The sequence below is a fragment of the Streptomyces sp. NPDC025273 genome (genome assembly GCF_040638585.1).
GTDB lineage: Bacteria > Actinomycetota > Actinomycetes > Streptomycetales > Streptomycetaceae > Streptomyces > Streptomyces cinereorectus.
The window spans coordinates 15,465-38,559 of record NZ_JBEZYP010000003.1 but is presented as its reverse complement, the minus strand read 5'-3'; the positions used below and the strand labels follow the sequence as shown (position 1 = coordinate 38,559).

The following is a 23,095-nucleotide window of genomic DNA, read 5'->3' as shown; positions in this document are numbered from 1 at the left end:
ACGTACCGCTGCGACCGGCCTCCCCGTCACCTACCGGCACTGGCGCCAGGCCTGCGGACCGCTCGGCCACGAGCCCGGGCAGCCGAGGCCGCCGCACCGGCCGACTCCGCTCTCAGGTGCGGTGGAGCAGCACCGTCAGCACGTCGCGCAGAGTCGCCTCGGCGTCGGCCACCGCGGCCTCGGACCGCCAGGCCACGAAGCCGTCGGGGCGCACCAGCACCGCACCCTCGGGGCTCGTGCCGTGGACCGCCGCCCAGTCCGCCCCCTCCATGGGCTCCAGATCGGCACCCGGCCCCGAACCGATCGCGAAGGCGTCCAGGCGGATCGCCAGGCGCTCCGCCACCCGGCCCGCGGCCGCCCGCCACTCCGGGTGCCCGGCGTCGCACAGCAGCACGAACGACTGCTCGTACAGATCCAGGGTCGACACCCGCTGCCCGCCCCGGCCGACCCACATGTGCGGTGCGCGGGTGCCGGGTTCACCCGACAGCCCCATGCCCTCGGGCACCACCGGCAGTCCGGGATCCGTACCGAGCACCGCGCCCCGCAGATAGCGGTAACCGAGCGCGACGGTGAGCATGCCGCCCTTGCGTCCGCCGCTCGGCCCCGGGGAACCGGCGTAGCCCGGGTGGCTGTGCTCCGCCGAGCGGGCCGACGCACGCGCGCTCGTGGCCCTGGCCACCGGCAGCCGCTCCGCCTCGTACGTCCCCAGGAGCGCGGGTCCCGCCGCGCCGTCGAGCACCGCGGCGAGTTTCCACGCCAGGTTGTGGGCGTCCTGAATGCCGGTGTTGGACCCGAACGCCCCGGTGGGGGACATCTCGTGGGCCGAGTCACCGGCCAGGAACACCCGGCCCGCCCCGTACCGTTCGGCGACCCGCTCCGCGGCGTGCCACGGGGCCTTGCCCGTGATCTCGACGTCGAGACCGGGGTCCCCGACCGCCCTGCGGATGTGCTCGGCGCACCGCTCGTCGCTGAAGTCCTCCAGCGTCTCGCCCCGGTCGGGCTGCCACGGCGCGTGGAACACCCACTGCTCCTCGTTGTCCACCGGCAGCAGCGCCCCGTCCGCCTCCGGGTTCGTCAGGTAGCAGACGATGAAGCGCCGGTCACCCACCACCGAGGCGAGCTGCCGGGACCGGAAGGTGATGCTCACGTTGTGGAACAGGTCACCGGGCCCCGACCGGCCGATCCGCAGTTGTTCCCGGACCGGACTGCGCGGGCCGTCGGCCGCCACCATGTAGTCCGCGCGTACCGTGGTGTGCTCCCCGCTCTCCCGGTCCTTCACCACGGCGGTGACCCCGTCCGCGTCCTGCTCGAAGCTGAGCAGCTCGGTGGAGAACCGCAGCTCGCCGCCCTCGGCGCGGGCACGGTCGACCAGTACGGGTTCCAGGTCGTTCTGGCTGCACAGGCACCAGCCGCTCGGGCTGAACCGGGCGAGCCCGCCGCCCGGGTCGATCTCCTTGAACAGCCACTCCTGGTCGTCACCCGTGAGCGACCCCGCCTGGAGGATGCCGTGGTTGTCCGCCAGCACCGAAGCGGCGTCCCGGATCGACTGCTCCGCGCCCGCGGTGCGGAACAGCTCCATGGTGCGGACGTTGTTGCCGCGCCCGCGCGGGTGGGTCGAGGTGTTCGCGTGCTTCTCGACCAACAGGTGGCGGACACCGAGCCGGCTCAGGAAGAGGGAGGCGGACAGGCCCACCAGGGAGCCGCCCACGATGAGGACGGGTGCGCGGTGCTCGACATTCTCGTTCATCAGTTGCTCCAGCTCGGACGCACGACGGATGGAGTGTCCATGCCCTCGCGCGGGGGCTTCGGTCACCGCCTCACCTGAACGGTTCATAAATCTCGCGCCGCCCGTACCAGCGTTCCACGATCAGTCCCGGGAGCGAACTCGCGATGCGGGGGCCGACATCACGCATCAGCGAGCAGGGACCTGCTCCGCTTCCACCGAAACCGACGGAAGAGGACGGGCCACGGACGTGGCCGCCGCACCGTCTCGAAGGAGAGCGAAAGATGACAACCCTCTCGGAACGGATATCTCAGTCCGCCTTCGACGGTTCGAGGCTCCGGGTCATACTGCTGCTGGACCTGCACGACGGCGCCCAGAACCAGTTCCTCGAGGCGTACGAGCACATGCGCAACCAGGTGGCGTCGATCCCCGGACACATCAGCGACCAGCTGTGCCAGTCCATCGAGAACCCCTCGCAGTGGCTCATCACCAGCGAGTGGGAGAGCGCGCCGCCGTTCCTCGCCTGGGTGAACAGCGAGGAGCACGTCGCCACGGTGCAGCCGCTGCACAGCTGCGTACGTGACACCCGCTCCCTGCGTTTCAGCGTGCTGCGCGAGACCGGCGTCGCGTTCGAGCAGACCCCCGAGCCCGCCAAGGGCCGCCTCCAGGCCGCCCCGCGCCTCGGCGACGGCGTGGTGCGACACGCGCTCACCTTCACGGTGAAGCCGGGCACGGAGGAGATGGTCGCGAAGATCCTCGCCGACTACGACTCCCCGCAGGCGCGCGTCGACGAGAACACCCGACTGTGCCGTACCTCGCTCTTCATGCACGGGAACCGTGTCGTGCGAGCGGTGGAGGTCGAGGGCGACCTGATGGCGGCACTGCGCCATGTGTCCCGTCAGCCCGAGGTCAGGGCCGTCGAGGAGGCCATCAACCCTTACCTGGAGCAGGACCGGGACCTCAGCGACCCCGACTCCGCCCGGATGTTCTTCACCCGGGCCGCACTCCCTACCGTCCACCACGTGAAGGCCGGCCGTCACGCTCCCGCGGACGTCCAGCGGCACGCGTTGTTCTACCAGGCCAAGGAAGGCTGCGGCATGGCCCTGGCCCGGCTGCTCGCCGGCCAGGACGAGGAAGCCGCGGACGACGTCGCGAGCCCCATCGAGAGCAGCACCATCTTCCAGCGCGACGACATCGTGGTGCGGCTCCTCGAAGTGAGCGGCCCGTTCGACGCCCAGCCCACCCAGGCGCTCGGCATCGGTGGCCACCGCAAGGCGGCCATGCTCGGTCGGCTCCTCGACGGCGGCGCGAACGGCCTGCCCACCACGGACACGGAGGCCGCGCGCTTCCTCGCGCAGGCCGAGATGAGCCTCATCACCGACCGTCGGGCCACCGAGTCCTGAACCGAGTCGACGGCACCGGCGGCAACCGCCCCGGTGCCGTCACACCGCACAACGCGCCTGGAGGAGAGCAGTCATGACCACGCACCGGCCCCGCATCGTGGACCTCAGCGAAACACAGCCCAACCGCAGGCGCGGAGGGGACCTGCGCGCCATGCTCACACCGACGGCGGTGGGGGCCACCAGCGGTTTCATGGGGCTGGCCATCGTCCGTCCCGGAGAGCGCATCGGCGAGCACTACCACCCGTACTCGGAGGAGTTCGTGTACGTCGTGGACGGTCTCCTCGAAGTGGACCTCGACGGTGAACCGCACCCGATGCGGCCCGACCAGGGTCTGCTGATCCCTCCGCACGTCCGTCACCGCTTCCGCAACGTGGGCGACGTGGAGGCGCGCATGGTCTTCCACCTCGGCCCGCTCGCCCCGCGCCCCGAACTCGGTCACGTCGACACCGAGGTCACGGACACCGCGGACCCCGGTGACGGCTACGCGCCGCCAGAACGAACGGGGGCCGCGTCATGACCCGACGTGTGGCGGTCACCGGAGTCGGTGTGGTCGCACCGGGCGGGATCGGGGCCCCGGCCTTCTGGGACCTGCTCTCCAACGGCCGCACCGCGACACGCGGCATCACCCTGTTCGACCCGGCGGCGTTCCGCTCGCGCATCGCCGCCGAGTGCGACTTCGACCCCGTGGCCCACGGCCTCGACGACGACCTGATCGCACGCTCGGACCGGTACGTCCAGTTCGCCCTGGTGGCTGCCAGGGAGGCGCTCGGCGACGCCGGGCTCGACCCCGGGAAGGAGGACCCCTGGCGCATCGGGGTGTCCCTCGGTACCGCGGTCGGAGGCACCACCCGGCTGGAGAAGGACTACGTCGCCGTCAGCGGCAGCGGTGCGCGCTGGGACGTCGACCACCGGCCTGCGGGCGCCCATCTGGAGCGGGCCTTCTCGCCCAGCACCCTGGCCTCGGCCGTGGCCGAGGAGGTCGGCGCCCACGGGCCCGTCCAGACCGTGTCCACCGGCTGCACCTCCGGCCTCGACGCTATCGGGTACGCCTTCCACTCCATCGAGGAGGGCAGGGTCGACGTCTGCGTCGCCGGTGCGTCCGACACGCCGATCACCCCCATCACGGTGGCGTGCTTCGACGCGATCAAGGCGACCTCGGCGAACAACGACGACCCGGAGCACGCCTCCCGGCCGTTCGACGCACGCCGGGACGGGTTCGTCATGGGCGAGGGCGGCGCCGTTCTCGTACTCGAGGAACTCGAACACGCCCGCGCCCGCGGTGCCACCGTCCACTGCGAGATATCCGGCTACGCCACCTTCGGCAACGCCTACCACATGACCGGTCTGACCTGCGAAGGACTGGAGATGGCCGAGGCCATCAACGCGGCGCTCGCGCACGCACGGATCGACGGCTCGCAGGTCGACTACGTCAACGCGCACGGCTCCGGCACCAAGCAGAACGACCGGCACGAGACGGCGGCGGTGAAACGGGCCCTGGGCGCACACGCGTACAAGGTGCCGATGAGCTCCATCAAGTCCATGGTCGGCCACTCGCTCGGAGCCATCGGAGCGATCGAGATCGCCGCGTGCGTCCTGGCCCTCCGGCACCAGACGGTGCCGCCGACGGCCAACTACGAGACGGCCGACCCCGAGTGCGACCTCGACTACGTGCCGCGCACCGCACGGCCCCTGAAGCTGCGCAGCGTGCTTTCGGTCGGCAGCGGGTTCGGTGGATTCCAGTCGGCCGTCGCCCTGACCCGATCAGGCGGGAGGACCCCATGAGTACCCGGACACACCGGCGATCCGTCATTACGGGGATCGGTGTCGTCGCCCCGAACGGGACCGGCGTCGGCGCCTTCTGGAAGCAGACGCAGGAAGGCGTCAGCGTCCTCGACCTGGTCTCCCGCGAAGGCTGCGAGAACCTTCCGCTGCGTGTCGCGGGCGAGGTCAGGGACTTCGACCCGGTCGCGTTCATCGAGGAGCGCTACCTCGTCCAGACCGACCGCTTCACGCACTACGCGATGGCCGCCGCCGACCTCGCCCTGGACGACGCGCGGCTCGGCCGCGCCGACTACGAGGACGCCCCGTTCAGCGTCGGAGTGGTCACCGCGGCGGGTTCGGGCGGCGGCGAATTCGGCCAGCGCGAACTGCAGCGGCTGTGGGGACAGGGCTCCCGCTACGTCGGCCCCTACCAGTCCATCGCCTGGTTCTACGCGGCCAGCACCGGACAGATCTCGATCCGCGGCGGCTTCAAGGGACCGTGCGCCGTCGTGGCCAGCGACGAGGCCGGCGGCCTGGACGCCCTCATGCATGCCGCACGCTCCATCCGGCGCGGCACGAACGCCGTCGTCGTCGGTGCGGCGGAGGCGCCCCTGGCGCCGTACTCGGTCGTCTGCCAGCTCGGCTACGAGGACCTCAGCGTCTGCGACGAACCCACCCGTGCCTACCGTCCGTTCACCTCCGACGCCTGCGGATTCGTGCCCGCCGAGGGCGGCGCGATGCTCGTGGTCGAGGAGGAGACGGAAGCCCGCGGCCGCGGAGCCCGGATCCGTGCCGAACTGGCCGGTCACGCCGCCACCTTCACCGGCGCGTCCCGCTGGGAGCAGTCCCGCGAAGGACTGGCGCACGCCATCGAGGGAGCGCTGGAGGAGGCCGGGTGCGCGCCGGAGGAGATCGACGTCGTCTTCGCGGACGCGCTCGGCGTGCCCTCGGCCGACCGCGCCGAGGCGCTGGCCATCGCCGATGCCCTGGGCGCGCACGGGCGGCGCGTGCCGGTGACGGCGCCCAAGACCGGCATCGGCCGCGCCTACTGCGGGGCCCCCGTGCTGGACACCTCCGCCGCGGTACTCGCGATGGAACACGGTCTGATCCCGCCCACGCCCAACGTCTTCGAGGTGTGCCACGACCTCGACGTCGTCACCGGCCGCGCACGCCCCGCGGAACTGCGGACGGCACTGGTGCTGAGCCGGGGCCTCATGGGTTCGAACGCGGCCCTGGTGCTGCGACGCCCCACCGACACCCCTCAGTGAGAAGGAGTAGTCCCTCATGACCGCTCAACTGACCTACGAAGAACTGGCCGCGCTCATGAAGAACGGCGCGGGCCTCACGGTCGACGCGAAGGCGATGGAGAGCCGTCCCGGCTCGGCCTTCGACGAGTACGGCCTCGACTCGCTCGGCCTGCTCGGCATCGTGGCCGTGCTCGAGAACCGGTTCGGCCGCCCGCTGCCGGCCGACGCCGACCGGTGCAAGACCCCCGGCGAGTTCCTCGACCTCGTCAACAACACCCTCGTGACAGGAGCCTGACGTGTCCGGACACACGGAGAACGAGATCACCATCGCCGCCCCGCTCGACCTCGTCTGGGACATGACGAACGACCTGGAGCGCTGGCCGCAGCTGTTCAGCGAGTACGCCGCCGTCGAGGTGATCAAGCGGGAGGGCCAGAAGACGACCTTCCGCCTCACCATGCACCCGGACGACAACGGCAAGGTCTGGAGCTGGGTGTCGGAGCGCACGACCGACCGCCCGGCACGCACCGTACGCGCCCGTCGCGTCGAGCCCGGACCGTTCCAGCACATGGACATCCGGTGGGAGTACACGGAGGTCCCGGGCGGTACCAGGATGCACTGGCGCCAGGACTTCGCGATGCGGCCCGACGCGCCCGTCGACGACGCGTGGATGACCGAAAACATCAACCGGAACTCCCGTGTGCAGCTGGAACTCATCCGCGACAAGATCGAGCAGCGCGACCGGGAGCGCCGGTCCGCCTCGGTCCCCGCCAACTGATGCCCCGAAAGGCGGCCAGATGCACCACGCACTGATCGTTGCCCGGATGGCCCCCGAATCCGCCCCGGACATCGCCGAGCTCTTCGCGGCCTCCGACAGCACCGAACTTCCCCACCTCGTGGGGGTCAACAGGCGCACCCTGTTCCAGTTCGGCGACGTGTACCTGCACCTGATCGAATCGGAGCGGCCTCCGGGCCCGGAGATCGCCAAGGTGACGGAGCACCCGGAGTTCAAGGCCGTCAGTGAGCGGCTCACCGCGTTCGTGAGCCCCTACGACCCGCAGACCTGGCGCGGTCCGAAGGACGCGATGGCCCGGCAGTTCTACCGCTGGCAGCGCGACGGCGCCTGATACACGGACGATCGCCCCGGGTCCGGCACCTTGAGTGCCGGACCCGGGGCGATCCCGCTGACCGGGGGCTTCAGTCCGGTACGACGCACTCGAACGCGTGCAGATACGCGTTGACCGGGCGGACCTCGCCGATCCGCAGACCGGCCTCGGACATCCGGCCGACCAGGCTCTCCCTGGTGTGCTTGGCACCGCCCACGTTGAGCAGGAGCAGCAGGTCCATGGCGGTGGTGAACCGCATGGACGGGGTGTCGTCCACCAGGTTCTCGATGATCACGACGCGGGCGCCCGGGCGGGCCGCGGCGATCACGTTGCGCAGGGTCCTGCGGGTACTGTCGTCGTCCCACTCGAGGATGTTCTTGATGATGTAGAGATCGGCGTCGACCGGGATCTCCTCACGGCAGTCCCCCGGCACGATCCGTACGCGGTCCGCCAGTGCACCGCCGTCCCGCAGCCTGCTGTCCGCGCGCGCCACGACACCCGGCAGGTCCATGAGCGTGCCGTGGAGCGAGGGGTGTTTCTCCAGCAGGCTCGCGAGCACATGGCCCTGGCCGCCGCCGATGTCGGCGACCGAGGAGACCCCGGTGAGGTCGAGGAGTTCGGCCACGTCCCGCGCGGACTGCACGCTGGACGTGGTCATCGCGCGGTTGAAGATCTGGGCGGACTCGCCCGCGTCCTGGTGGAGGTAGTCGAAGAAGCCCTTGCCGAAGGCCTCCGGGAAGACGCTCGTACCGGAGCGCACCGCGTCGTCGAGCCGCGGCCAGACCTCCCAGGTCCAGGGCTCCGTGCACCACAGGGAGATGTACCGAAGGCTGTTCGGGTCGTCCTCGCGCAGCAGCCGGGACATCTCCGTATGGACGAACTTCCCGTCCTCGGTCTCGCTGAAGATCCCGTAGCAGCACAGTGCCCGCAGCAGCCGTTGCAGCGGTACGGGCTCGGTGTTCACGACCCGGGCGAGCTCGGCGGCCGAGGCGGGTGTCGTGCCGAGCGCGTCGGCGACGCCCAGCCTGGCCGCCGCGCGGACGGCCGCGGCGCAGGCCGCCCCGAACGCGAGCTCCCGCAGTCGCATGGCCGGCGGCGGGGCCTGGGCCGCGGGGGCGGAGGCGGCGGGCTTCGAGGACGCGGTGACGGGGGAGCCGACGGGGGTGGTTTCGGGGGTGGGACTCACAGTGGTCATACCGTCTCGTTTCTCCTTGTGCGGCGGTGCCGCCGTTACCCGGCACACATCCCGGCGGGTACGGAGGTCCCGCACGTGTTGCTGTCGAAGGTGTTGCCCGTTCCGGTGGTGTCACGGTCGGCCAGGTCGGCCGGCTTGTTGCCCTGCACGAGGTTCCGCGTGATGGTGTTGTCGCTGTTGAGGGCACCCACGAAGCTCTTGAACAGCAGGATTCCGCCGGACAGCGGGGTCGCGCCCACGTTGTCCCGGATGACGTTGGAACGTACGACCGTCCCCTCGCTGCCGGTCAGGACGATGCCGGAGCCCTGGATGGCCGACAGCCGTGGGGTCGCCGCGCAGAACTTGTTGTTCTTCAGGATCCGGTTGCCGCTGATCGTCATGGCCCCGGCAGCCGGCTTGGACTCGTCGCCCACGACGAAGACACCGCTGCAGTTGCCGGTCATCCAGTTGCTGTCGATCACGAGGTTCCTGACCCGCCGGGCGGTGACGCCGATGCGGTTCCCGCTCAGGGCGTTCTCCCGGATCTCCGTCCCCCGGGTGTCGACAGCCCCGCCTTCCTCGCTGACCGTGTTCGCGACGAAGATGCCCGCGTCGCCGTTGCCGGTGGCGGTGTTGCGCAGGAATGCGGCACGGGTCGACCGCTCCTGGGCGATGCCCCAGGTGCCGTTCTTCGTGGCGGTCACCCGGCGGACCGTGAGCCCGTCGGTCCAGGAGGCCCAGATGCCGCTCTTCTTGAATCCGGAGACGGTCAGCGAGTGGATGCTGACGTCGTCGACGGGGCGGCCCTTGGTGCCGACGACACAGATGCCGTTGCCCTCCGTGGCGCAGGCGTCGGCGGCCCTGGTGCCGGTGGCCGCCGGCGTGATCACGGTCCGGTTTCCGATACCGCGCAGGGTCAGGCCCGGTTTCGTGATCAGGACACTCTCGCGGTAGGTACCGGGCAGGATGATGACCGTGTCGCCGGGGCTTGCGGCATCCACCGCGCTCTGGATGGAAGCGCCCGGACGCACCACGTGGTCACCGTGTCCGGCGGCGGCGGCGGCGGTGGGAACGGCGGCCGAACCCAGCGCAGTGGCCGCGGTGACGGTGACAGCCACCAGGCATTTCATGTGTGTTCTTCTCATGGGTCGAAGCTATGGGCGATCAACCCCGGCTGCCACGCAAGGTGAGCGTATGGATACATGGCGTGCCTGAATGGCTCATTCGCCCCGCAGACCCCTGGATCACGGGGCCCGGCGCGAGGCGCCGGTGCCGCCCGGCGCGGGCGGCCCCACCCGGCGTCCAGGGCGCGGCGGCCGTAGCGTGGCGTTCATGACGGGCGAGCGCGATCTTCGAACACTGCTGCAGAGCATGCGGCCGGAGCTGAACCCCGGCCGCTACGTCTTCACGACCGCGCCGGGCGGTGAGGTGCCCGCCGGAGCCACCCCCGTGGCCACCGTCGCCGAGCGCGAGGGGCTGACACTCGTACTCCCCGAGGCGGACGCCGTGGCAGCCGGTCTGGCGTACGACTTCGTGGCCGGCTGGATCACGCTGCATGTGCACTGCGTCCTGGATGCCGTAGGGCTGACGGCCGCGGTGTCCCTGGCGCTCACCGACGCCGGGGTGAGCTGCAACGTGGTCGCCGGATACCACCACGACCACCTCTTCGTTCCTTACGCACGTACGGCCGAGGCCGTCGGGGTGCTGGAAGCGCTGGCCGCGGAGTCGGGCTAGGGGCTCCACCCGCGCACCGGTGCGATCGGGACGGGCGGCCTCAGGGGCGCCCGGCTCCGCAACGTGAGCCGGGACACGTAACATGGCCCCATGTCCTTCCTCCGCCGCCGTAGCGCCGCCACACCCGCGGGCCCGGACTTCGACGTCCTGGCCATGGATCCGGGGGACTGGCCCGGCAACCTCGGCGCCGGCCTCCTGCCCGCCCCCGACGGAAGCTGTCAGGGCGTCTTCCTGCGGTACGACCTGTTCGGCGGCCGCGGCCCCGCAATGATCATCGGCAATCTGCCGGAGGGTTCACCGGCCCGCGAGACCGAGGAGGGCCAGGTTCCCTTCGAGGTCGCCCAGCTCCTCCTCGCGCTCGAGAACGACGAACCCGTCGAGGTGACCGGCACCGAGGACGTGCCCGTCATGCAGGGCGACAGCCTGCTGATCGTGCGCCGTGTCAAGCTCTCCGAGAGCCGTGTCTCCTGCGTCCAGTTCGACCGGAGCGACGGCGTGCTCGTCACCATCGCCAGCTGGGACCGGCCGATCACCGACGATCTGTACGCACTGCTGAAGCCACTGCCCGCGGAGCTGTTCCAGCAGGGCTGAAACGTCCCTGCGCCGTCAGCAGCTGCGTCACCTTCGCCGCCGACGTCCCGAACCCCGTCGGACCGCTGAGGTGCCACGGGGTGCCGGTGCCCCGCCGCAGATCCTCCTCGCGGTAGCGCCGGCAGTCCCGGTGCCAGATCAGGATCCCCGCCATCCAGTGCTGGAGCTCCACGACATAGCCCGCCAGGATCTCCCGGGCCTCCGCGTCCAGGCCGAAATCGTCGTACAGCACCGGCAGTTCCCGCTCGGCGACGTGCTGGAACTGGCGCATCCGTGAGTTCATCAAATCGTCCACGATCGCCACTCCCGTCGGATAATCCACCCCGAAGAAGTTCTGCACGACCAGGACGCCGTTGTGCACCTCGCCCTCGTACTCGATCTCCTTCTGGTACGAGAACAGGTCGTTGAGCAGACAGGCGTAGTCCGCCGCCGCGTTCTCCAGGGACCGCAGCGGACCGCTGCGGTAGACCGCGTCGGGCACCTTCCTGCCGTGCCCCAGCCGGCACAGGCTCATCGTCAGGTCCGAACCGAAGGTCGCCCGGCGCATCTCCATGTAGTCCACCGGATCGGGGATCCGGTTCTGCGCCTGGTTCGCGAGCTCCCACAGCCAGCTCGCGGTCATCGACTCGACCGCCTCGCGGAAGGCGCGGCGCGCACCCTCGTCCATCGGGGCCGCGGTCCGCGCCCAGAGGTCGGCCAGACCTCGCTCCAGCGCGTTGACCGGCTCCGGCACGGACGCACCGTCCAGCGGCATGAAGAGCGACAGCCGCTCGTTCGCCAGCCGCGCCCCGGCCAGGTCTCGCGTCCTGCCGTGCACCACCGGGAACCAGTCGTCGCCGTACGTCCCCCAGGTCAGCCATGCCGAGGACAGGTCGAGCTCCTCCGGAGTCGCATCGGGATGCAACCCCGCCGCACAGAGCGGCAGATCGGTCGCGACGAGCCGCTCCTCGTCCCAGATGTGCGAACCCGGCACACCCGGCTGCGCCTCCAGCAGCCCCATCCGGCGCGACCACTCCACGATCCGCACCCGTGCCCCGGCCAGATGCGGGCTCGGCGTCGTGGTGAACGGCATGTCGAAGTCGGGCAGCAGGGACGGGCCGACGCGCTGGTAGGGCACATGCGTGTGGCCGCGCAGCCGGGCCGACTCCGCACGCGGTGTGAGGCGCAGCGAGGCGGCGGCCATTCCGAAGCCGGGCACGCTCTCGCCCGCGCCGCCGCCGTTCATGTAGCGGCTGGAGCGCATGTGCCACTCGTGACCGCCCGACTGCCAGTCCTGGAGCCCCTTGACGTACGCGAGGACGGACCGCGTCCCTTCGGGGCTGAGCCCCTTCTCGGCGCAGAGCGGCCCGAGCTCCGTCAGGGCGGTGTTCTCGAACTGCTGGAGGCGCGAGGTCAGCAGATCGTTGACCGCCTCGGCCGCCTCCTGGGTGGAGCAGCCCAGGAACGTCTCCAGGACGAGCACACCGTTGCTGTTCTCGCCCTCCTCCTCGACCTCCCTCTGGTACGAGAACAGGTCGTTGCGCAGATGCACTCCGTCGGAGAACGCGTCCCTCAGCACACGCAGGGCACGCGCGTCGGCCAGCGAGGCCGGCACCTCCGCGTCCGCCGCGAACTCCACCAGCCCCGCCGACCACGGCGCACCGCCCACCTTGCGACGCATCTCGATGTACTCGACCGGGTTCGCGATCCGCCCCTCGTTGATGTTGGAGAGCTCCCACAAGGACTCGTTGAGCAGATTCTCAGTGGACTCCGCGAACCGGGCCCGCCAGGCGTCCGACATGCACGGCACGGTCCTCGCCCAGAGGTCGGCCAGACCGGCCTCCACAGGATTCGTGGGTTCCGGTGTCGCCGCACCCCGCTCCATCGGCATGAAAGCGGGCAGCCGGTCCAGATACCTCTTCCCTCCCTCGCGGTCCGGGGTGCGCTTGAACAGCTCCAGGAAGTGGTCGTCGAAGAAGAAGACCCACACATACCAGTCGGTCACCAAGGAGAGGGCCTCGGCCGGGCAGTCCGGGTGGGTGTACGCGCACAGCAGCGCGTAGTCGTGGGCCTCGAGGTCCTTCTCCTCCCAGATACCGGATCCGTCCAGCATCCCCATCCCGCGGGCCCACTCCCGGGTATGGCTTCGGGCCGCCTCCAGATGAGGGTTCAGGCGTGCCGGATACGGCACATAGAAGTCCGGCAGCGAGAAGGGCTGTGCCATGAGTACGTCCGGCCTTTCCAGGAACTCCGCGTGAACCTGTCCTGTCAGCGCCAGCACTACCCTTCGGCCATCCGGGGCACGCACCGCTCGAAATAGTCATATGAGCTTGGGTGCGGGAAAACGCCGCACTCTTGACTCACCATCAACGCGCGTCACAGAGTGTCGGCCGACGACGGAACGCTGAGATCACCCCAGGAACGGCTCCGGTACGCCCGGCCCAAGAAGGGTTGTCATGACGTCCAAGCACAGGAGCAGGATCGCGCTCGCACTGACCACCGCAGGAGCGCTCAGCGTCGCGCTGCTCACGCCTGCCGCGCACGCCGGAGCCGACACGGTACGCCCGGAATGCCCCCGCAACCTGGCCTGCGACTGGGTCCCCGCGGCCTACCGGCAGACCGGGGACCCGGCCGACAAGGAGACGTACGGCAACTACGACACAGCGGACCGGCCGGACAGCAACGCGATCAGATTCATCGTCCTGCACGACACCGAGGTCGACTACGACACCACCCTGAAGATCTTCCAGAACCCGCTCAACCAGAGCTCCGCCCACTACGTGGTGCGTTCGTCCGACGGCCACGTCACGCAGATGGTGAAGAACAAGGACGTCGCCTGGCAGGCGGGCAACTGGTACCTCAACACCCACTCCATCGGCATCGAACAGGAGGGCGTCGCCGCCGAGGGCGCCACGTGGTACACCCCCGAGATGTACCGCTCCACGGCGAGACTCGTACGGCACCTGGCGGCGAAGTACGACATCCCGCTCGACCGGCAGCACATCCTCGGGCACGACGGAGTCCCGCCGACCAGCGCCACCGGAACGAAGAACATGCACTGGGACCCGGGGCCCTACTGGGACTGGAACCGCTTCATGGCCCTGCTCGGCAGGCCCACCGTGCCCAGCGCCCCCCGGAGCAGCGAACTCGTCACGGTCAGCCCTGACTTCACGAAGAACGAACAGGCCTTCCGCGACTGCGAGAAGGGCGTCGACCTGCCGCTCCAGGGAAGCAGTGCGGTCCCGCTGCACACCGGGCCGTCCGCTGACGCGCCCCTCTTCTCCGACCCGGGACTCCACCCTGACGGTTCGCCCGGCACCAACTGCGCCGCCGACTGGGGCAGCAAGATCAGTGCGACCCAGCAGGCCGTCGTCGCGGACCGGGTGCCGGGCTGGACGGCGATCTGGTGGTACGGGCAGCAGGCATGGCTCCGCACCCCGCCCAGGACCCACGTCACCATTCCGACGTCCGGCTTCGTGGTGCGGCCGAAGCCGGGCAGGGACGAGGTGCCGGTGTACGGGGTGGCGTACCCGGGGAAGGAGGAGTACCCCACGGACTTCGTGAAGCCGACCGTGGGCAGCCCGCTGCTGTACACCATCAAGGCAGGGCAGGCCTTCCCCGGTGGTGGTGAGGCGCCCACCGGGTACTACTACGCACCGACGATCGACGCGTCCAAGCCGTACGACCACACGTATTTCCGGGGGACCGAGAAATACGTGACGGTCCAGATCGGACACCGGATCGCGTTCGTGAAGACGTCCGACGTGGACGTGGTGCGCGCGGGCTCCTGAACCGGGCGGTCCGCCGGGACCGCTTACGGCGCGCTGCGGGACCTGTGTGTCGGCACCGGTCCCGCAGCACGCATCCCCCGTCGGTCAGGTCATCGGCCCGCCGTGGTCAGCGCGTGCCCACGGCAGCGCGCACGGCCCGCCGGGCCATCGCGCAGTCGTCGTGCAGCCTGCGCAGCAACAGCCGCTGCTCCTCGCCGGAGAAGAGCACGCCCTGCCGGGCCTGGCCGACCCCGGCGGGCGCACCCTCCCGCATCGCCCGCTGCACGGCCGTCTCGTACGTACGGATCTCCCGTGTCAGTACGAGCATCAGGTTGACCAGGAACGCGTCGCGCGAGGCCGCTCCCTTGGACTGTGCCAGTTGGCTGATCTGGCGCCGCGCCGTCGGCGCGTCACCGAGCACCGCCCACAGCGTCGCCAGGTCGTAGCCCGGGAGATACCAGCCCGCGTGCTCCCAGTCGACCAGCACGGGGCCGGTCGGGGGCAGCAGGATGTTGGAGAGCAGGGCGTCGCCGTGACAGAACTGGCCCATGCCGTGCCGACCGCCCGCATGGGCCAGACCGTGCAGCAGCTTCTGCAGGTCGCCCAGGTCGCGATCGGTGAACAGCCCCAGCTCGTGATAGCGGGCGATGCGCGAGGCGTAGTCCAGTGGCGCCTCGAACAGACCTGCCGGGGGCCGCCAGGTGTTGATCCGGCTGACCGCGCCGAGGACGGCTCGGACATCCGCACGCGGCGGCGCCTCGGCCGGATGCCTCGTCAGTGCCGCGACCCGGCCGGGCATCCGCTCGATCACCAGTGTGCAGTTCTCCGGGTCCGCGGCGATGAGCCGGGGGACCCGAGCCGGCGGGCGGTGCCTGACGAAGGCGCGGTATGCCGCTATTTCGTGCCTGAACCGCTCCGTCCACGCGGGGGAGTGGTCGAGTAAGCACTTGGCCACCGCGGTGGCGCGGCCGGTCGTGCCGACGATGAGCACGGAACGCCCGCTTCGGCGCAGCACCTGGACCGCGTTGAACTCGGGGCAGATGCGGTGCACCGAGGCGATGGCCATCCTGAGCTGCGCGCCCTGGGGGCCGGACAGGTCGATTCTTCCGCTGAGCGGTTGGGTGCCCGGCCCCGCCGCCCGCCGGGTCCGACCCGTACCGGACGCCGGTGAAGCGGCGCGCGGGTCGAGATACGGCGCGCCGCCCGCCCCCACGGGACGAAGCGGCCGGGGCGGGGCGGACACGGAGGACGATGCTGTGTACATGGGCGGTACAGATCCCTTCGTGCGCCGACAAGTTGCGTGCGCCGCCCCGGCCGGCGGCCGTCCGGCACCCTGGGGAGTACCGAGGGCTGCCGGGCGGGGTGGCGCGTTCCTACCTGACACCGGTCCGCGGGTGGCAGACCATCTGGCGGACCCTGGCGAACCCTGGCGAATAGTCGCTCGGCATCTGACAGGGGGTTAGTGTCAAGTCAGCCGAGAACCTGGGGGCTTGTAGTGACCGGAGTACCCAACACCCGTCTTTCCGACCTGTTCGGCCTGGCCGGCTGGTCCAAGGGCGAACTCGCGAGAATGGTGAACAGGCAGGCGGCGGCCATGGGCCACCTCCAACTCGCCACCGACACCTCGCGGGTCCGGCGCTGGATCGACATGGGGGAATCCCCCCGCGATCCCGTGCCCGAAGTGCTGGCAGCTCTGTTCACCGAGCGACTCGGCCGTGTCGTGACCATCGAGGACCTCGGGTTCGGCCGGCGCGGGCGTGTGGGGAAGCGGCGAGACACCGGGACGGAGAAGAATCCCGACGGATTGCCGTGGGCGCCCGAACGGACGGCAGCGGTCCTCACCGAATTCACGGGAATGGACCTCATGCTCAACCGACGCGGTTTGGTGGGCGCGGGCGCCGCGCTCGCCGCTGGCTCAGCACTCACCGGCGCCATGCACGACTGGCTGCACTCCGAACCCGCTCCGGCGGCCAGGACCGCACCCCTCCACGACTCCATGTACGCCGGCTTCGACCGGTACGAGGCCGCGCCCATCGGATCCGAGGAGATCGAGGCGCTGGAGCGCTCGGTCGAGGTGTTCCGGGCCTGGGACGCCTCCCGGGGCGGCGGACTCCAGCGCAAGGCCGTAGTGGGCCAGCTCAACGAGGTGGGCGGCATGCTCGCCTACCGGCACCCCGACCATCTGCAGCGCCGCCTCTGGGGCGTCGCGGCCAATCTCGCGGTCCTCGCCGGCTGGATGTCCCACGATGTCGGCCTCGAACCCACCGCCCAGAAGTACTTCGTCATCGCCGCGCACGCGGCGCGCGAGGGCGGGGACCGGCCGCGCGCCGGTGAGGCACTCTCCCGCGCGGCACGCCAGATGGTCCACCTGGGCCGGCCGGACGACGCGCTGGACCTGATGAAGCTCGCCAAGTCCGGGTCCGGCGAGGAGACCCTGCCGCGTACGCGGGCGATGCTGCACACCATCGAGGCCTGGGCACAGGCGTCGATGGGCCGCGGGCAGGCGATGCGACGCACGCTCGGCGAGGCCGAGGACCTGTTCGTCTCGGACAAGGGCGATGTGCCGCCGCCGAGCTGGATGCAGATGTTCGACGAGGCGGACATGCACGGCATGCAGGCCCTGGCCTTCCGCACGCTGGCCGAGCATGATCCGTCAGCCGCGACCACGGCCCAGCGCCATGCCAAGCAGGCCCTCGATCTGCGGGTGAACGGCCGCCAGCGGTCCAAGATCTTCGACTACATCTCGCTCGCCTCGGCGTGCTTCATCGCCGACGACCCCGAGCAGGCGGACCGCTACGCACGGCTCGCCCTGGTATCGATGGGGGAGACCTCGTCGCACCGTACGTGGGACCGGCTGCGCGAAATGTACCGGCTCACGGGCCAGTTCGCGCAATACGCCAGGATCAAAGACCTGCGCGAGGAGATCGAACTCGCCCTGCCCCAGGGGACGTCCGTCAAGAAGATCTGAGGGTCCCGACCTGACCCTGAGCCCTGTCACGGGGCGCATTCCATGTCGTCCGCCCATCGGGACCCCGGACAACGAGGTCCGGCGATCCCTCACGCCCCGATCCGAGCCACCAGCACGCATGCGTCGTCCAGCCGCTCGTTCGCACCGAACTCCTCGACGACCGTGCGGACACAGTCCTGCGCCGTGCGGGCCCGTGCGAACCGCGGTGCGAGCTCCAGGAGCGCTTCCGCGCCGGCGCTCCGGTCGCTCCGCAGCGTGAGCCCGTCCGTGTGCAGCATCAGCACATCGCCGGGCAGCAGTGTCACCTGGTCCTGCTCGTAGATGACTCCGGACGCCGCACCCAGCAGCACCCCGTCCGGCGCGGGAAGAGGGTGCCCCACCCCGTCGCGGAACAGCAGCGGTGCGGGGTGCCCCGCCTGTGCCCAGGCGAGCGTCCCGGTCGCCGGATCGAAGCGGCAGCACACGGCACTGCCCAGAGCGGGTTGAGCCGAGCATTCGATCAGCTGGTTCAGGTGACCCATCACGGCACCCGGCTCGATGCCGGCCACTGCCATGCCGCGCAATGCCCCGAGCAGCATCGCCATGGCCGAGGTGGCCGGGATCCCGTGGCCGGTCAGGTCCCCGACGGTGAGCATCGTCCTGCCGTCCGGCAGCCGTAACGCGTCGTACCAGTCGCCGCCGATCAGGTCGCTGGACCCGGACGGCAGGTAGTGGGCGGCGACATCCAGTCCGCCGCTCCCCTGACCGGGTAAGGGCAGCGAGCCGTGCCACGGCGGCAGAACGGCCTCCTGCAGCTCCACCGCCACCCGGTGCTCGGCCTGCGCCATGTGCTCGTGGTTCCGCAGCGCGTCACGGGTCCTGCCCACGATGTGCTGGCTCCGCCGGAGTCTGCTGACGTCGCGCAGGACCGCCCACATGGAAGCGGTGCAGCCGTCCGCGTCGAGGACGGGCTCGCCCGTCATGTGCAGCGTCCGCATGGCGCCGTCGGGAAGCAGGATGCGGAACTCCCCGTCTATCGGTCGGCCGTCCACCAGACAGTCCGTCACCATGGACGTCAGCTGGGGCTGGTCCTCGGCGAGGAGTACGGACGGCAGCTCGTCCAGGGACAGCGCACCCGCTTCCTGTGACCGGCCGAAGATCGGGTACAGCTCGTCGGACCAGGTGACCTCGTCGGTGAGAAGGTTCCACTCGGCCGTGCCGACCCTGCTGAGGAGGGAGAGGGATCCCGCAGCCGGCGGACCGGCCGGCGCCTTCCGGGCGGCCTCCGGCGCCTCCTCGGAGGCCGGCTGGGCCGGGATGCCGTCCCGCAGCTGCCCCAGATGCTCGCCGAGGTCGTCGAGCTGATGGACCGCCAGCTCGCAGAGCGCGCGCTGCCATCGCGTCCGGGGGTCGTCCTCGTCGATCACTGACGTGTCCCGCCGCACGGCGTCCACATCTCCGCGCAGCCGCCGTGCCCGGTTGATCAACGCGTCGACGGCATCTCGCTCGGGTGGCTGTGGGGCGGGGCGGTCCGCAAACTGATGGGACGGCATCTCGTACTCCGATACGGGCGCGGCACGGTCGGTTCGTGGGGGTGGACCGAGCACGACTGTTGCACAGGCTGCCGGAGCCCGTAAGGGATTCGGCAACACTCGATACGTTGTTGCTTCTGGCATATGCCGTCGGCTGTGTGGGTCCGAGGTCCGCCTGACACCCTCGCGCCTGCGGGGGAGTTGACGCAAGTCACCCGGCGTGAGGGCTTTGATGTACGCCCGCGCGTGCGGCTCCTGAGCGGCGCACCCGGCTGGAGTCAGAGCGTATGCGCAGAGCGCCGGTCCTGCGGATCACCGGTCACGCCCGGACGTCGGAATGCTTGATCGATTCTGCGTTCGATGCAGGGGGTCGCGCGTTCGAAGGGTGGGATCCGCGTCTCGGGTGTGAGGGGGGTGGGACCGACGCGCGGTGCGGGCCGGCGGGGGCGGTGAGGCCTTTGGGTGCGCCTCGGGGAATGGTGGCGCACCTGCCCGTGTTGTTGCGGCAGAATGAAAATGACACCCGTTGCCACTATGGTCGACGGGGTCGGAAACCTGTGGGGAGGTCCCGTGGCACACAGCGAGACCAGGCCTGTCGTCCTGCTCCGGTCGACGGCTGGAACCGGCCACGCGTACGTCACGCGCAAGAACCGCCGCAACGGCCCCGACCGACTGGAACTGCGGAAGTACGACCCGGTGGCGGGTGGGTACGCCCTGTTCCGTGAGACCCGCTGACCGGTACCGGATCCGGTCGGCCGAGCCCGCCGTCTCCGTCACGGCCTGAGCGGTGCGAGGTCGCTTCGCCCCTGGTGGTCATGGCGTGGCTCACACACCGGGGGGCCGATTCCGGGAATGGCGAGGGGTGGTTTATCGTTCATCTATGCGAGGGGCCGAGCGGGCAGAGCCCGCAGGGCGGTGACCGCCCTTCACCCCGCACCCGAGCCGCCCCGGCTGGATTCCCCCGATCCGGCCGGGGCTTCCCCCTGCCACCGGGGTGGCCTGAACCTTCCGCCGGACCACACGCTCTGTTCGCCGGGGCCCGGGTCACATGGTCCGGGTGAGATCCGCCGCGTAGTGCTCGATCGCGGGCCGGTACCGCTGTACGTCCGGGCTGTCGCTGCTCGCCGCGACCAGGCGCAGCAGGATCTCCATGGCCTCGTGGTGCTCACCGGTGTTGAACAGGGCCATGGAGAGGAAGGTCCGCAACGCGCCGTCGTCGGGATATTCCGACACCCCGCGGCGCAGCGTCTCGACCGCCTGCCCGAACCTGCCCAGCACCCTGTAGGTGCTGCCGAGACCGAGCAGGGCTCCCCTGCGGTCCTCCTCTCGGAGACCGTCCCCCTGCAGACAGCGTTCGTAGTACGGGACCGCTTCGGCTTCCAGGCCGAGCACATCGTGGACCCAAGCGGTGTGATAGGCCACGTCCACCGCGTCGGGGAACGTGGCGGTGAGGGCCAGCAGGCGTTCCCGGGCCTGTTCCGGATGGCCCTCTTCGCGCAGCCGCACGGCCTCGGCCAGCAGTTCGTCCTTGCTCTGTACGCTCATGCGCACATCGTTGCATCCGACTCGGGGTGTGTCCGCCGTGGTTGGGGGCATCCGTTCCGCCATGACTGCAGAGGCGGACCGTAGTGCACGACGCAGAAGACTGGGCCGTCTTCTGCTCCGCGCGGTGGCATTGGCCGTCGCGTTCCTGGGGCTTGTGGCGTTTTCGGTCGTCCTGGCCAAGATCACGCTGACACCGTCGCCGGCATCGGAGGACCTCGTGACCTCCAATCTGCAGCCGGGACGGTCCCTGCGACAGTACGCGCAGGACTACACGTTCCTGGCAGCCTGTAAGCAGGCAGGAGGGAACCTGCTGCTAGGCGCGCCGTTCGGCGTACTGCTGCCGATCATGGTGCCGCGCAGGCTGCGGATGATCCGCATGGTGCTCCTGACCGTGCTGGTGATGGTCGTCGTCGAGCTCACGCAGGGGGCGCTCGTCGCCGGCCGGGCCTTCGACATCGACGACGTGATCCTCAATACGAGCGGTGCACTGCTGGGCTACATGCTGCTCGGGCGGCGGATCAGCCACCGCTACCACACCCTGTCGGACGAGCCGCCCGCGGCGGATCCGGCGAAGGCTGCACCCGCGACGAAGACGGGGACGAAGACGGGGACCACGCGGACCACATCCCAAACCAAGGGCGCAGGAAAGGCCCAGGCCGGCACGCGGCCCGTACGGGGAAGCAGGGCGACGCCGGGGGGCAAGCCCGGCGCGGGGGCCGCCGCGCGCGGGAGCGCGTCCGCGCCGGTTGCTCGCGGACGCGCCCTGATCGACCGGTGGCGCAGTCGCCGGCCGGGCCCGGACGAGGGAGCGTCCGGAGCCGGCCGGCCTGGAACCTAGAGTGCCGGGTGGGCGTTCTTCATGAGCTCCTGGAACTGAGCGGAGAACCAGTGGCCGGAGACCGGAGCGTCGGGCAGCGCTCCGGACAGGTTGTTGCCGTTCCGCGCGTTACCGGTGTACGTGGGGTCGCACATCCGGTCGAATCCCTTGCCCTCGTCGTTCGGGATCGCCTTGCTGGAACCGTCGGACTCCCCCGGCGGCTTCATCCAGACGTAGGCGTCGATCCCGGCGGCGGGGGCGGCCTGCGGCCGTTCGCCCAGACCGGCTCCGGACTGGTTGCACCAGTTGCCCAGGTGGATGCGGCGGTCGTAGCGGCCCCCGTCCACGTAGGTGTCGACGCTGGTCGTCGCACCCGGTCCGGCAGGCCGCTGGGTTCCGCCCCAGCCGTTGCGCGAGGTGTCGATCAGCATGCCGATGTCGGAGTTGAAGCCGACCGAGACGAGCTTGTTGCGGAACGCCTGGGCGAACGACTGCTCGTCCGTGTAGCGGTTCCAGTCGACCCACTTGGACTGGCGGACGGACGTCCCGTTGACGGAGTCGTCGATGGAGAAGTGGTCCTCCGTCAGCGCACCGTAGTTTGCGGTGTTGGTGATGAAGCCGTGCACGTCGTTGACGGTCGCGCCCTCGGCGGTCGCGGCCGCGTGGAAGGTGTCGGCCGAGGGGCCGAAGTTGTCGTCCCAGCCGATCCAGCCGTGGTGCCCCGCGTCGATGTAGTTGTAGACGTTGGGCGCGTCGCCGAGCTTGCTGAGCGCGTAGCCGACGCCCTTGACGTAGTTGCCGTTGGCCTTCATCACGTCACAGGCCGGGGTGGCGGTGGGACGGCTGCCGGTGTTGGTGACCAGGTTCGGCAGCGAGTCGATCTCGACCGTGGTGACGATGCGCAGCCCCGCGTACTTGGAGTCGCCGAGGATCGCTGCGATCGGGTCGATGTACTCCGTCTTGTAGCGGCCGATCTCCGTGGGGCCGAGCTCGCCGTTGGAGGCGAGAGCCGAACAGTCACGTCCCGGCAGGTTGTAGATGACGAGCTGGACGACGAGTTCGCCGGTGCCCTTCTGGGTCAGGGCCTCGTCCAGGTGGTCGCGCAGGCCCATGCCGCCGTTGGCGCCCTCGATGGCCGCGATCCGGTCCAGCCAGACACCCGTCGGCTGTTGGGCGATACGGCTGCCGCCCGGCTCCGCGGCCGCCTTCGCCGACCACTCCGGGTTCACATAGACCTCTGCGCCCTCGTACGGGTTGTTGACACGGCTGCCGGCAGGCGGGTCCGTCGGGTCCGGCGGGTCGGTCGGTCCCGTCGAGTCCCCGTTGCAGGTGACACCGTTCAGCTTGAAGGTCGCGGGAACGGCGCTGTTGCCGTTACCCGTGGCATTGAAGCCGAAGGAGGCGGAGGCTCCCGAGGCGAGAGAGCCGTTGTAGGAGAGGTTCTTCGCGGTGACGGCCTTGCCGCTCTGGGTAACGGTGGCGTTCCAGCCCTGGCCGACCTGCTCGGTGCCGCCGAAGGACCACTCCAGCTGCCAGCCAGATATCGCGTCACCCGTGTTGGTGACGCTCACCGCGGCCGTGAGGCCGCCGTTCCACTGGTTCTGGATCTTGTAATCGACGGTGCATCCTGCCGCGGCGGCGGCGGAGGCTCCGAACGGGGCCGCCGCGGCGGCGGAGCCCGCGGCTGCGGCGACGAGTGCGCCCGCCGCGATGAGTGCCGTTCGGGATCGGCGCAGGGTGGTGCGGCTCGTGCGGCTCATACGAATTC

21 protein-coding genes are annotated in these 23,095 nt (G+C 70.3%); 13 read left to right on the top strand and 8 right to left on the bottom strand.

Annotated elements, in window-relative coordinates:
* Nucleotides 1-112: 112 nt before the first annotated feature.
* Nucleotides 113-1,747: an FAD-dependent monooxygenase gene (locus AB0F38_RS07330; protein WP_361888062.1), complete on the bottom strand. Its 1,635-nt coding sequence runs from the start codon at nt 1,745-1,747 to the stop codon at nt 113-115.
* Between the two features lie 260 nt (nt 1,748-2,007).
* Between AB0F38_RS07330 and AB0F38_RS07325 the strand changes: the two genes are divergently transcribed.
* The 7 genes from AB0F38_RS07325 (at nt 2,008) to AB0F38_RS07295 (ending at nt 7,259) form a co-directional block, all read left to right on the top strand.
* Nucleotides 2,008-3,126: a SchA/CurD-like domain-containing protein gene (locus AB0F38_RS07325; RefSeq protein ID WP_361888059.1), complete on the top strand. Its 1,119-nt coding sequence runs from the start codon at nt 2,008-2,010 to the stop codon at nt 3,124-3,126.
* A gap of 73 nt (nt 3,127-3,199) precedes the next feature.
* The gene (locus AB0F38_RS07320; protein WP_361888057.1) at nt 3,200-3,643 is read left to right on the top strand and encodes a cupin domain-containing protein; all 444 of its coding nucleotides are present in this window, start codon (nt 3,200-3,202) and stop codon (nt 3,641-3,643) included.
* Nucleotides 3,640-4,908: a beta-ketoacyl-[acyl-carrier-protein] synthase family protein gene (locus AB0F38_RS07315; protein ID WP_361888055.1), complete on the top strand. Its 1,269-nt coding sequence runs from the start codon at nt 3,640-3,642 to the stop codon at nt 4,906-4,908. The genes AB0F38_RS07320 and AB0F38_RS07315 overlap by 4 nt, the downstream gene beginning before the upstream one ends.
* Nucleotides 4,905-6,155 (top strand): ketosynthase chain-length factor, encoded by a 1,251-nt coding sequence (locus AB0F38_RS07310; protein WP_361888052.1) that lies wholly within the window; start codon nt 4,905-4,907, stop codon nt 6,153-6,155. Before AB0F38_RS07315 ends, AB0F38_RS07310 begins: the two co-directional genes overlap by 4 nt.
* A gap of 16 nt (nt 6,156-6,171) precedes the next feature.
* On the top strand, nt 6,172-6,429 hold the full coding sequence (locus AB0F38_RS07305; protein WP_361888049.1) for an acyl carrier protein: 258 nt from the start codon (nt 6,172-6,174) through the stop codon (nt 6,427-6,429).
* A 1-nt stretch (nt 6,430) separates the two neighbouring features.
* On the top strand, nt 6,431-6,910 hold the full coding sequence (locus tag AB0F38_RS07300) for an SRPBCC family protein (protein WP_361888047.1): 480 nt from the start codon (nt 6,431-6,433) through the stop codon (nt 6,908-6,910).
* A 19-nt stretch (nt 6,911-6,929) separates the two neighbouring features.
* On the top strand, nt 6,930-7,259 hold the full coding sequence (locus AB0F38_RS07295) for a TcmI family type II polyketide cyclase (RefSeq protein ID WP_361888045.1): 330 nt from the start codon (nt 6,930-6,932) through the stop codon (nt 7,257-7,259).
* 70 nt (nt 7,260-7,329) lie between these two features.
* Here AB0F38_RS07295 and AB0F38_RS07290 read toward each other — a convergent pair whose 3' ends face one another.
* Both AB0F38_RS07290 and AB0F38_RS07285 read right to left on the bottom strand, forming a co-directional pair.
* Nucleotides 7,330-8,433: a methyltransferase gene (locus AB0F38_RS07290; RefSeq protein WP_361888042.1), complete on the bottom strand. Its 1,104-nt coding sequence runs from the start codon at nt 8,431-8,433 to the stop codon at nt 7,330-7,332.
* A gap of 35 nt (nt 8,434-8,468) precedes the next feature.
* Nucleotides 8,469-9,557: a right-handed parallel beta-helix repeat-containing protein gene (locus AB0F38_RS07285; protein WP_361888039.1), complete on the bottom strand. Its 1,089-nt coding sequence runs from the start codon at nt 9,555-9,557 to the stop codon at nt 8,469-8,471.
* Between the two features lie 187 nt (nt 9,558-9,744).
* Between AB0F38_RS07285 and AB0F38_RS07280 the strand changes: the two genes are divergently transcribed.
* On the top strand, nt 9,745-10,146 hold the full coding sequence (locus AB0F38_RS07280) for an ACT domain-containing protein (RefSeq protein WP_361888036.1): 402 nt from the start codon (nt 9,745-9,747) through the stop codon (nt 10,144-10,146).
* 90 nt (nt 10,147-10,236) lie between these two features.
* Nucleotides 10,237-10,737, top strand: a complete 501-nt coding sequence (locus AB0F38_RS07275) for a hypothetical protein (protein ID WP_358674686.1) — start codon at nt 10,237-10,239, stop codon at nt 10,735-10,737.
* Here AB0F38_RS07275 and AB0F38_RS07270 read toward each other — a convergent pair.
* Nucleotides 10,676-12,940: a terpene synthase family protein gene (locus tag AB0F38_RS07270; RefSeq protein ID WP_361888032.1), complete on the bottom strand. Its 2,265-nt coding sequence runs from the start codon at nt 12,938-12,940 to the stop codon at nt 10,676-10,678. The genes AB0F38_RS07275 and AB0F38_RS07270 overlap by 62 nt on opposite strands.
* Before the next feature lie 232 nt (nt 12,941-13,172).
* Between AB0F38_RS07270 and AB0F38_RS07265 the strand changes: the two genes are divergently transcribed.
* Entirely contained in the window at nt 13,173-14,507 is a 1,335-nt protein-coding gene (locus tag AB0F38_RS07265) for a peptidoglycan recognition family protein (protein WP_361888030.1), read from the top strand.
* Nucleotides 14,508-14,613: 106 nt separating this feature from the next.
* On the opposite strand, the gene AB0F38_RS07260 is transcribed toward AB0F38_RS07265, so the two are convergent.
* A complete protein-coding gene (locus AB0F38_RS07260) occupies nt 14,614-15,750 on the bottom strand; it encodes an aminoglycoside phosphotransferase family protein (RefSeq protein WP_361888027.1) in 1,137 nt (378 codons plus the stop codon).
* 231 nt (nt 15,751-15,981) lie between these two features.
* Between AB0F38_RS07260 and AB0F38_RS07255 the strand changes: the two genes are divergently transcribed.
* On the top strand, nt 15,982-17,454 hold the full coding sequence (locus AB0F38_RS07255; RefSeq protein ID WP_361888024.1) for a hypothetical protein: 1,473 nt from the start codon (nt 15,982-15,984) through the stop codon (nt 17,452-17,454).
* Nucleotides 17,455-17,543: 89 nt separating this feature from the next.
* Here the strand turns inward: AB0F38_RS07255 and AB0F38_RS07250 are convergent, their stop codons facing one another.
* On the bottom strand, nt 17,544-18,986 hold the full coding sequence (locus AB0F38_RS07250; RefSeq protein WP_361888021.1) for a SpoIIE family protein phosphatase: 1,443 nt from the start codon (nt 18,984-18,986) through the stop codon (nt 17,544-17,546).
* A 549-nt stretch (nt 18,987-19,535) separates the two neighbouring features.
* On the opposite strand from AB0F38_RS07250, the gene rpmG reads away from it, so the two are divergent.
* Complete coding sequence (gene rpmG, locus AB0F38_RS07245; RefSeq protein ID WP_361888018.1) at nt 19,536-19,700, top strand: 50S ribosomal protein L33; 165 nt, start codon at nt 19,536-19,538, stop codon at nt 19,698-19,700.
* Between the two features lie 309 nt (nt 19,701-20,009).
* Here the strand turns inward: rpmG and AB0F38_RS07240 are convergent, their stop codons facing one another.
* On the bottom strand, nt 20,010-20,510 hold the full coding sequence (locus AB0F38_RS07240; RefSeq protein ID WP_361888015.1) for a tetratricopeptide repeat protein: 501 nt from the start codon (nt 20,508-20,510) through the stop codon (nt 20,010-20,012).
* Between the two features lie 61 nt (nt 20,511-20,571).
* Here AB0F38_RS07240 and AB0F38_RS07235 point away from each other — a divergent pair, with 61 nt between their 5' ends.
* Nucleotides 20,572-21,348, top strand: coding sequence for a VanZ family protein (locus tag AB0F38_RS07235; protein ID WP_361888012.1), 777 nt, complete (start codon nt 20,572-20,574; stop codon nt 21,346-21,348).
* Here AB0F38_RS07235 and AB0F38_RS07230 read toward each other — a convergent pair.
* A complete protein-coding gene (locus AB0F38_RS07230) occupies nt 21,345-23,087 on the bottom strand; it encodes a glycoside hydrolase family 6 protein (protein WP_361888009.1) in 1,743 nt (580 codons plus the stop codon). The genes AB0F38_RS07235 and AB0F38_RS07230 overlap by 4 nt on opposite strands.
* Nucleotides 23,088-23,095: the final 8 nt, after the last annotated feature.

Bases quoted from the DNA above. Each gene is read 5' to 3' on its own strand.
- AB0F38_RS07310 (WP_361888052.1), top strand. From the start codon at position 4,905: ATGAGTACCCGGACACACCGGCGATCCGTCATTACGGGGATCGGTGTC.
- AB0F38_RS07275 (WP_358674686.1), top strand. From the start codon at position 10,237: ATGTCCTTCCTCCGCCGCCGTAGCGCCGCCACACCCGCGGGCCCGGAC.
- AB0F38_RS07260 (WP_361888027.1), bottom strand. From the start codon at position 15,750: ATGTACACAGCATCGTCCTCCGTGTCCGCCCCGCCCCGGCCGCTTCGT.
- AB0F38_RS07290 (WP_361888042.1), bottom strand. From the start codon at position 8,433: ATGACCACTGTGAGTCCCACCCCCGAAACCACCCCCGTCGGCTCCCCC.
- AB0F38_RS07305 (WP_361888049.1), top strand. From the start codon at position 6,172: ATGACCGCTCAACTGACCTACGAAGAACTGGCCGCGCTCATGAAGAAC.
- AB0F38_RS07330 (WP_361888062.1), bottom strand. From the start codon at position 1,747: ATGAACGAGAATGTCGAGCACCGCGCACCCGTCCTCATCGTGGGCGGC.
- AB0F38_RS07315 (WP_361888055.1), top strand. From the start codon at position 3,640: ATGACCCGACGTGTGGCGGTCACCGGAGTCGGTGTGGTCGCACCGGGC.
- AB0F38_RS07240 (WP_361888015.1), bottom strand. From the start codon at position 20,510: ATGAGCGTACAGAGCAAGGACGAACTGCTGGCCGAGGCCGTGCGGCTG.
- AB0F38_RS07280 (WP_361888036.1), top strand. From the start codon at position 9,745: ATGACGGGCGAGCGCGATCTTCGAACACTGCTGCAGAGCATGCGGCCG.
- AB0F38_RS07325 (WP_361888059.1), top strand. From the start codon at position 2,008: ATGACAACCCTCTCGGAACGGATATCTCAGTCCGCCTTCGACGGTTCG.
- AB0F38_RS07230 (WP_361888009.1), bottom strand. From the start codon at position 23,087: ATGAGCCGCACGAGCCGCACCACCCTGCGCCGATCCCGAACGGCACTC.
- AB0F38_RS07320 (WP_361888057.1), top strand. From the start codon at position 3,200: ATGACCACGCACCGGCCCCGCATCGTGGACCTCAGCGAAACACAGCCC.
- AB0F38_RS07295 (WP_361888045.1), top strand. From the start codon at position 6,930: ATGCACCACGCACTGATCGTTGCCCGGATGGCCCCCGAATCCGCCCCG.
- AB0F38_RS07235 (WP_361888012.1), top strand. From the start codon at position 20,572: ATGACTGCAGAGGCGGACCGTAGTGCACGACGCAGAAGACTGGGCCGT.
- AB0F38_RS07285 (WP_361888039.1), bottom strand. From the start codon at position 9,557: ATGAGAAGAACACACATGAAATGCCTGGTGGCTGTCACCGTCACCGCG.
- AB0F38_RS07265 (WP_361888030.1), top strand. From the start codon at position 13,173: ATGACGTCCAAGCACAGGAGCAGGATCGCGCTCGCACTGACCACCGCA.
- AB0F38_RS07270 (WP_361888032.1), bottom strand. From the start codon at position 12,940: ATGGCACAGCCCTTCTCGCTGCCGGACTTCTATGTGCCGTATCCGGCA.
- AB0F38_RS07250 (WP_361888021.1), bottom strand. From the start codon at position 18,986: ATGCCGTCCCATCAGTTTGCGGACCGCCCCGCCCCACAGCCACCCGAG.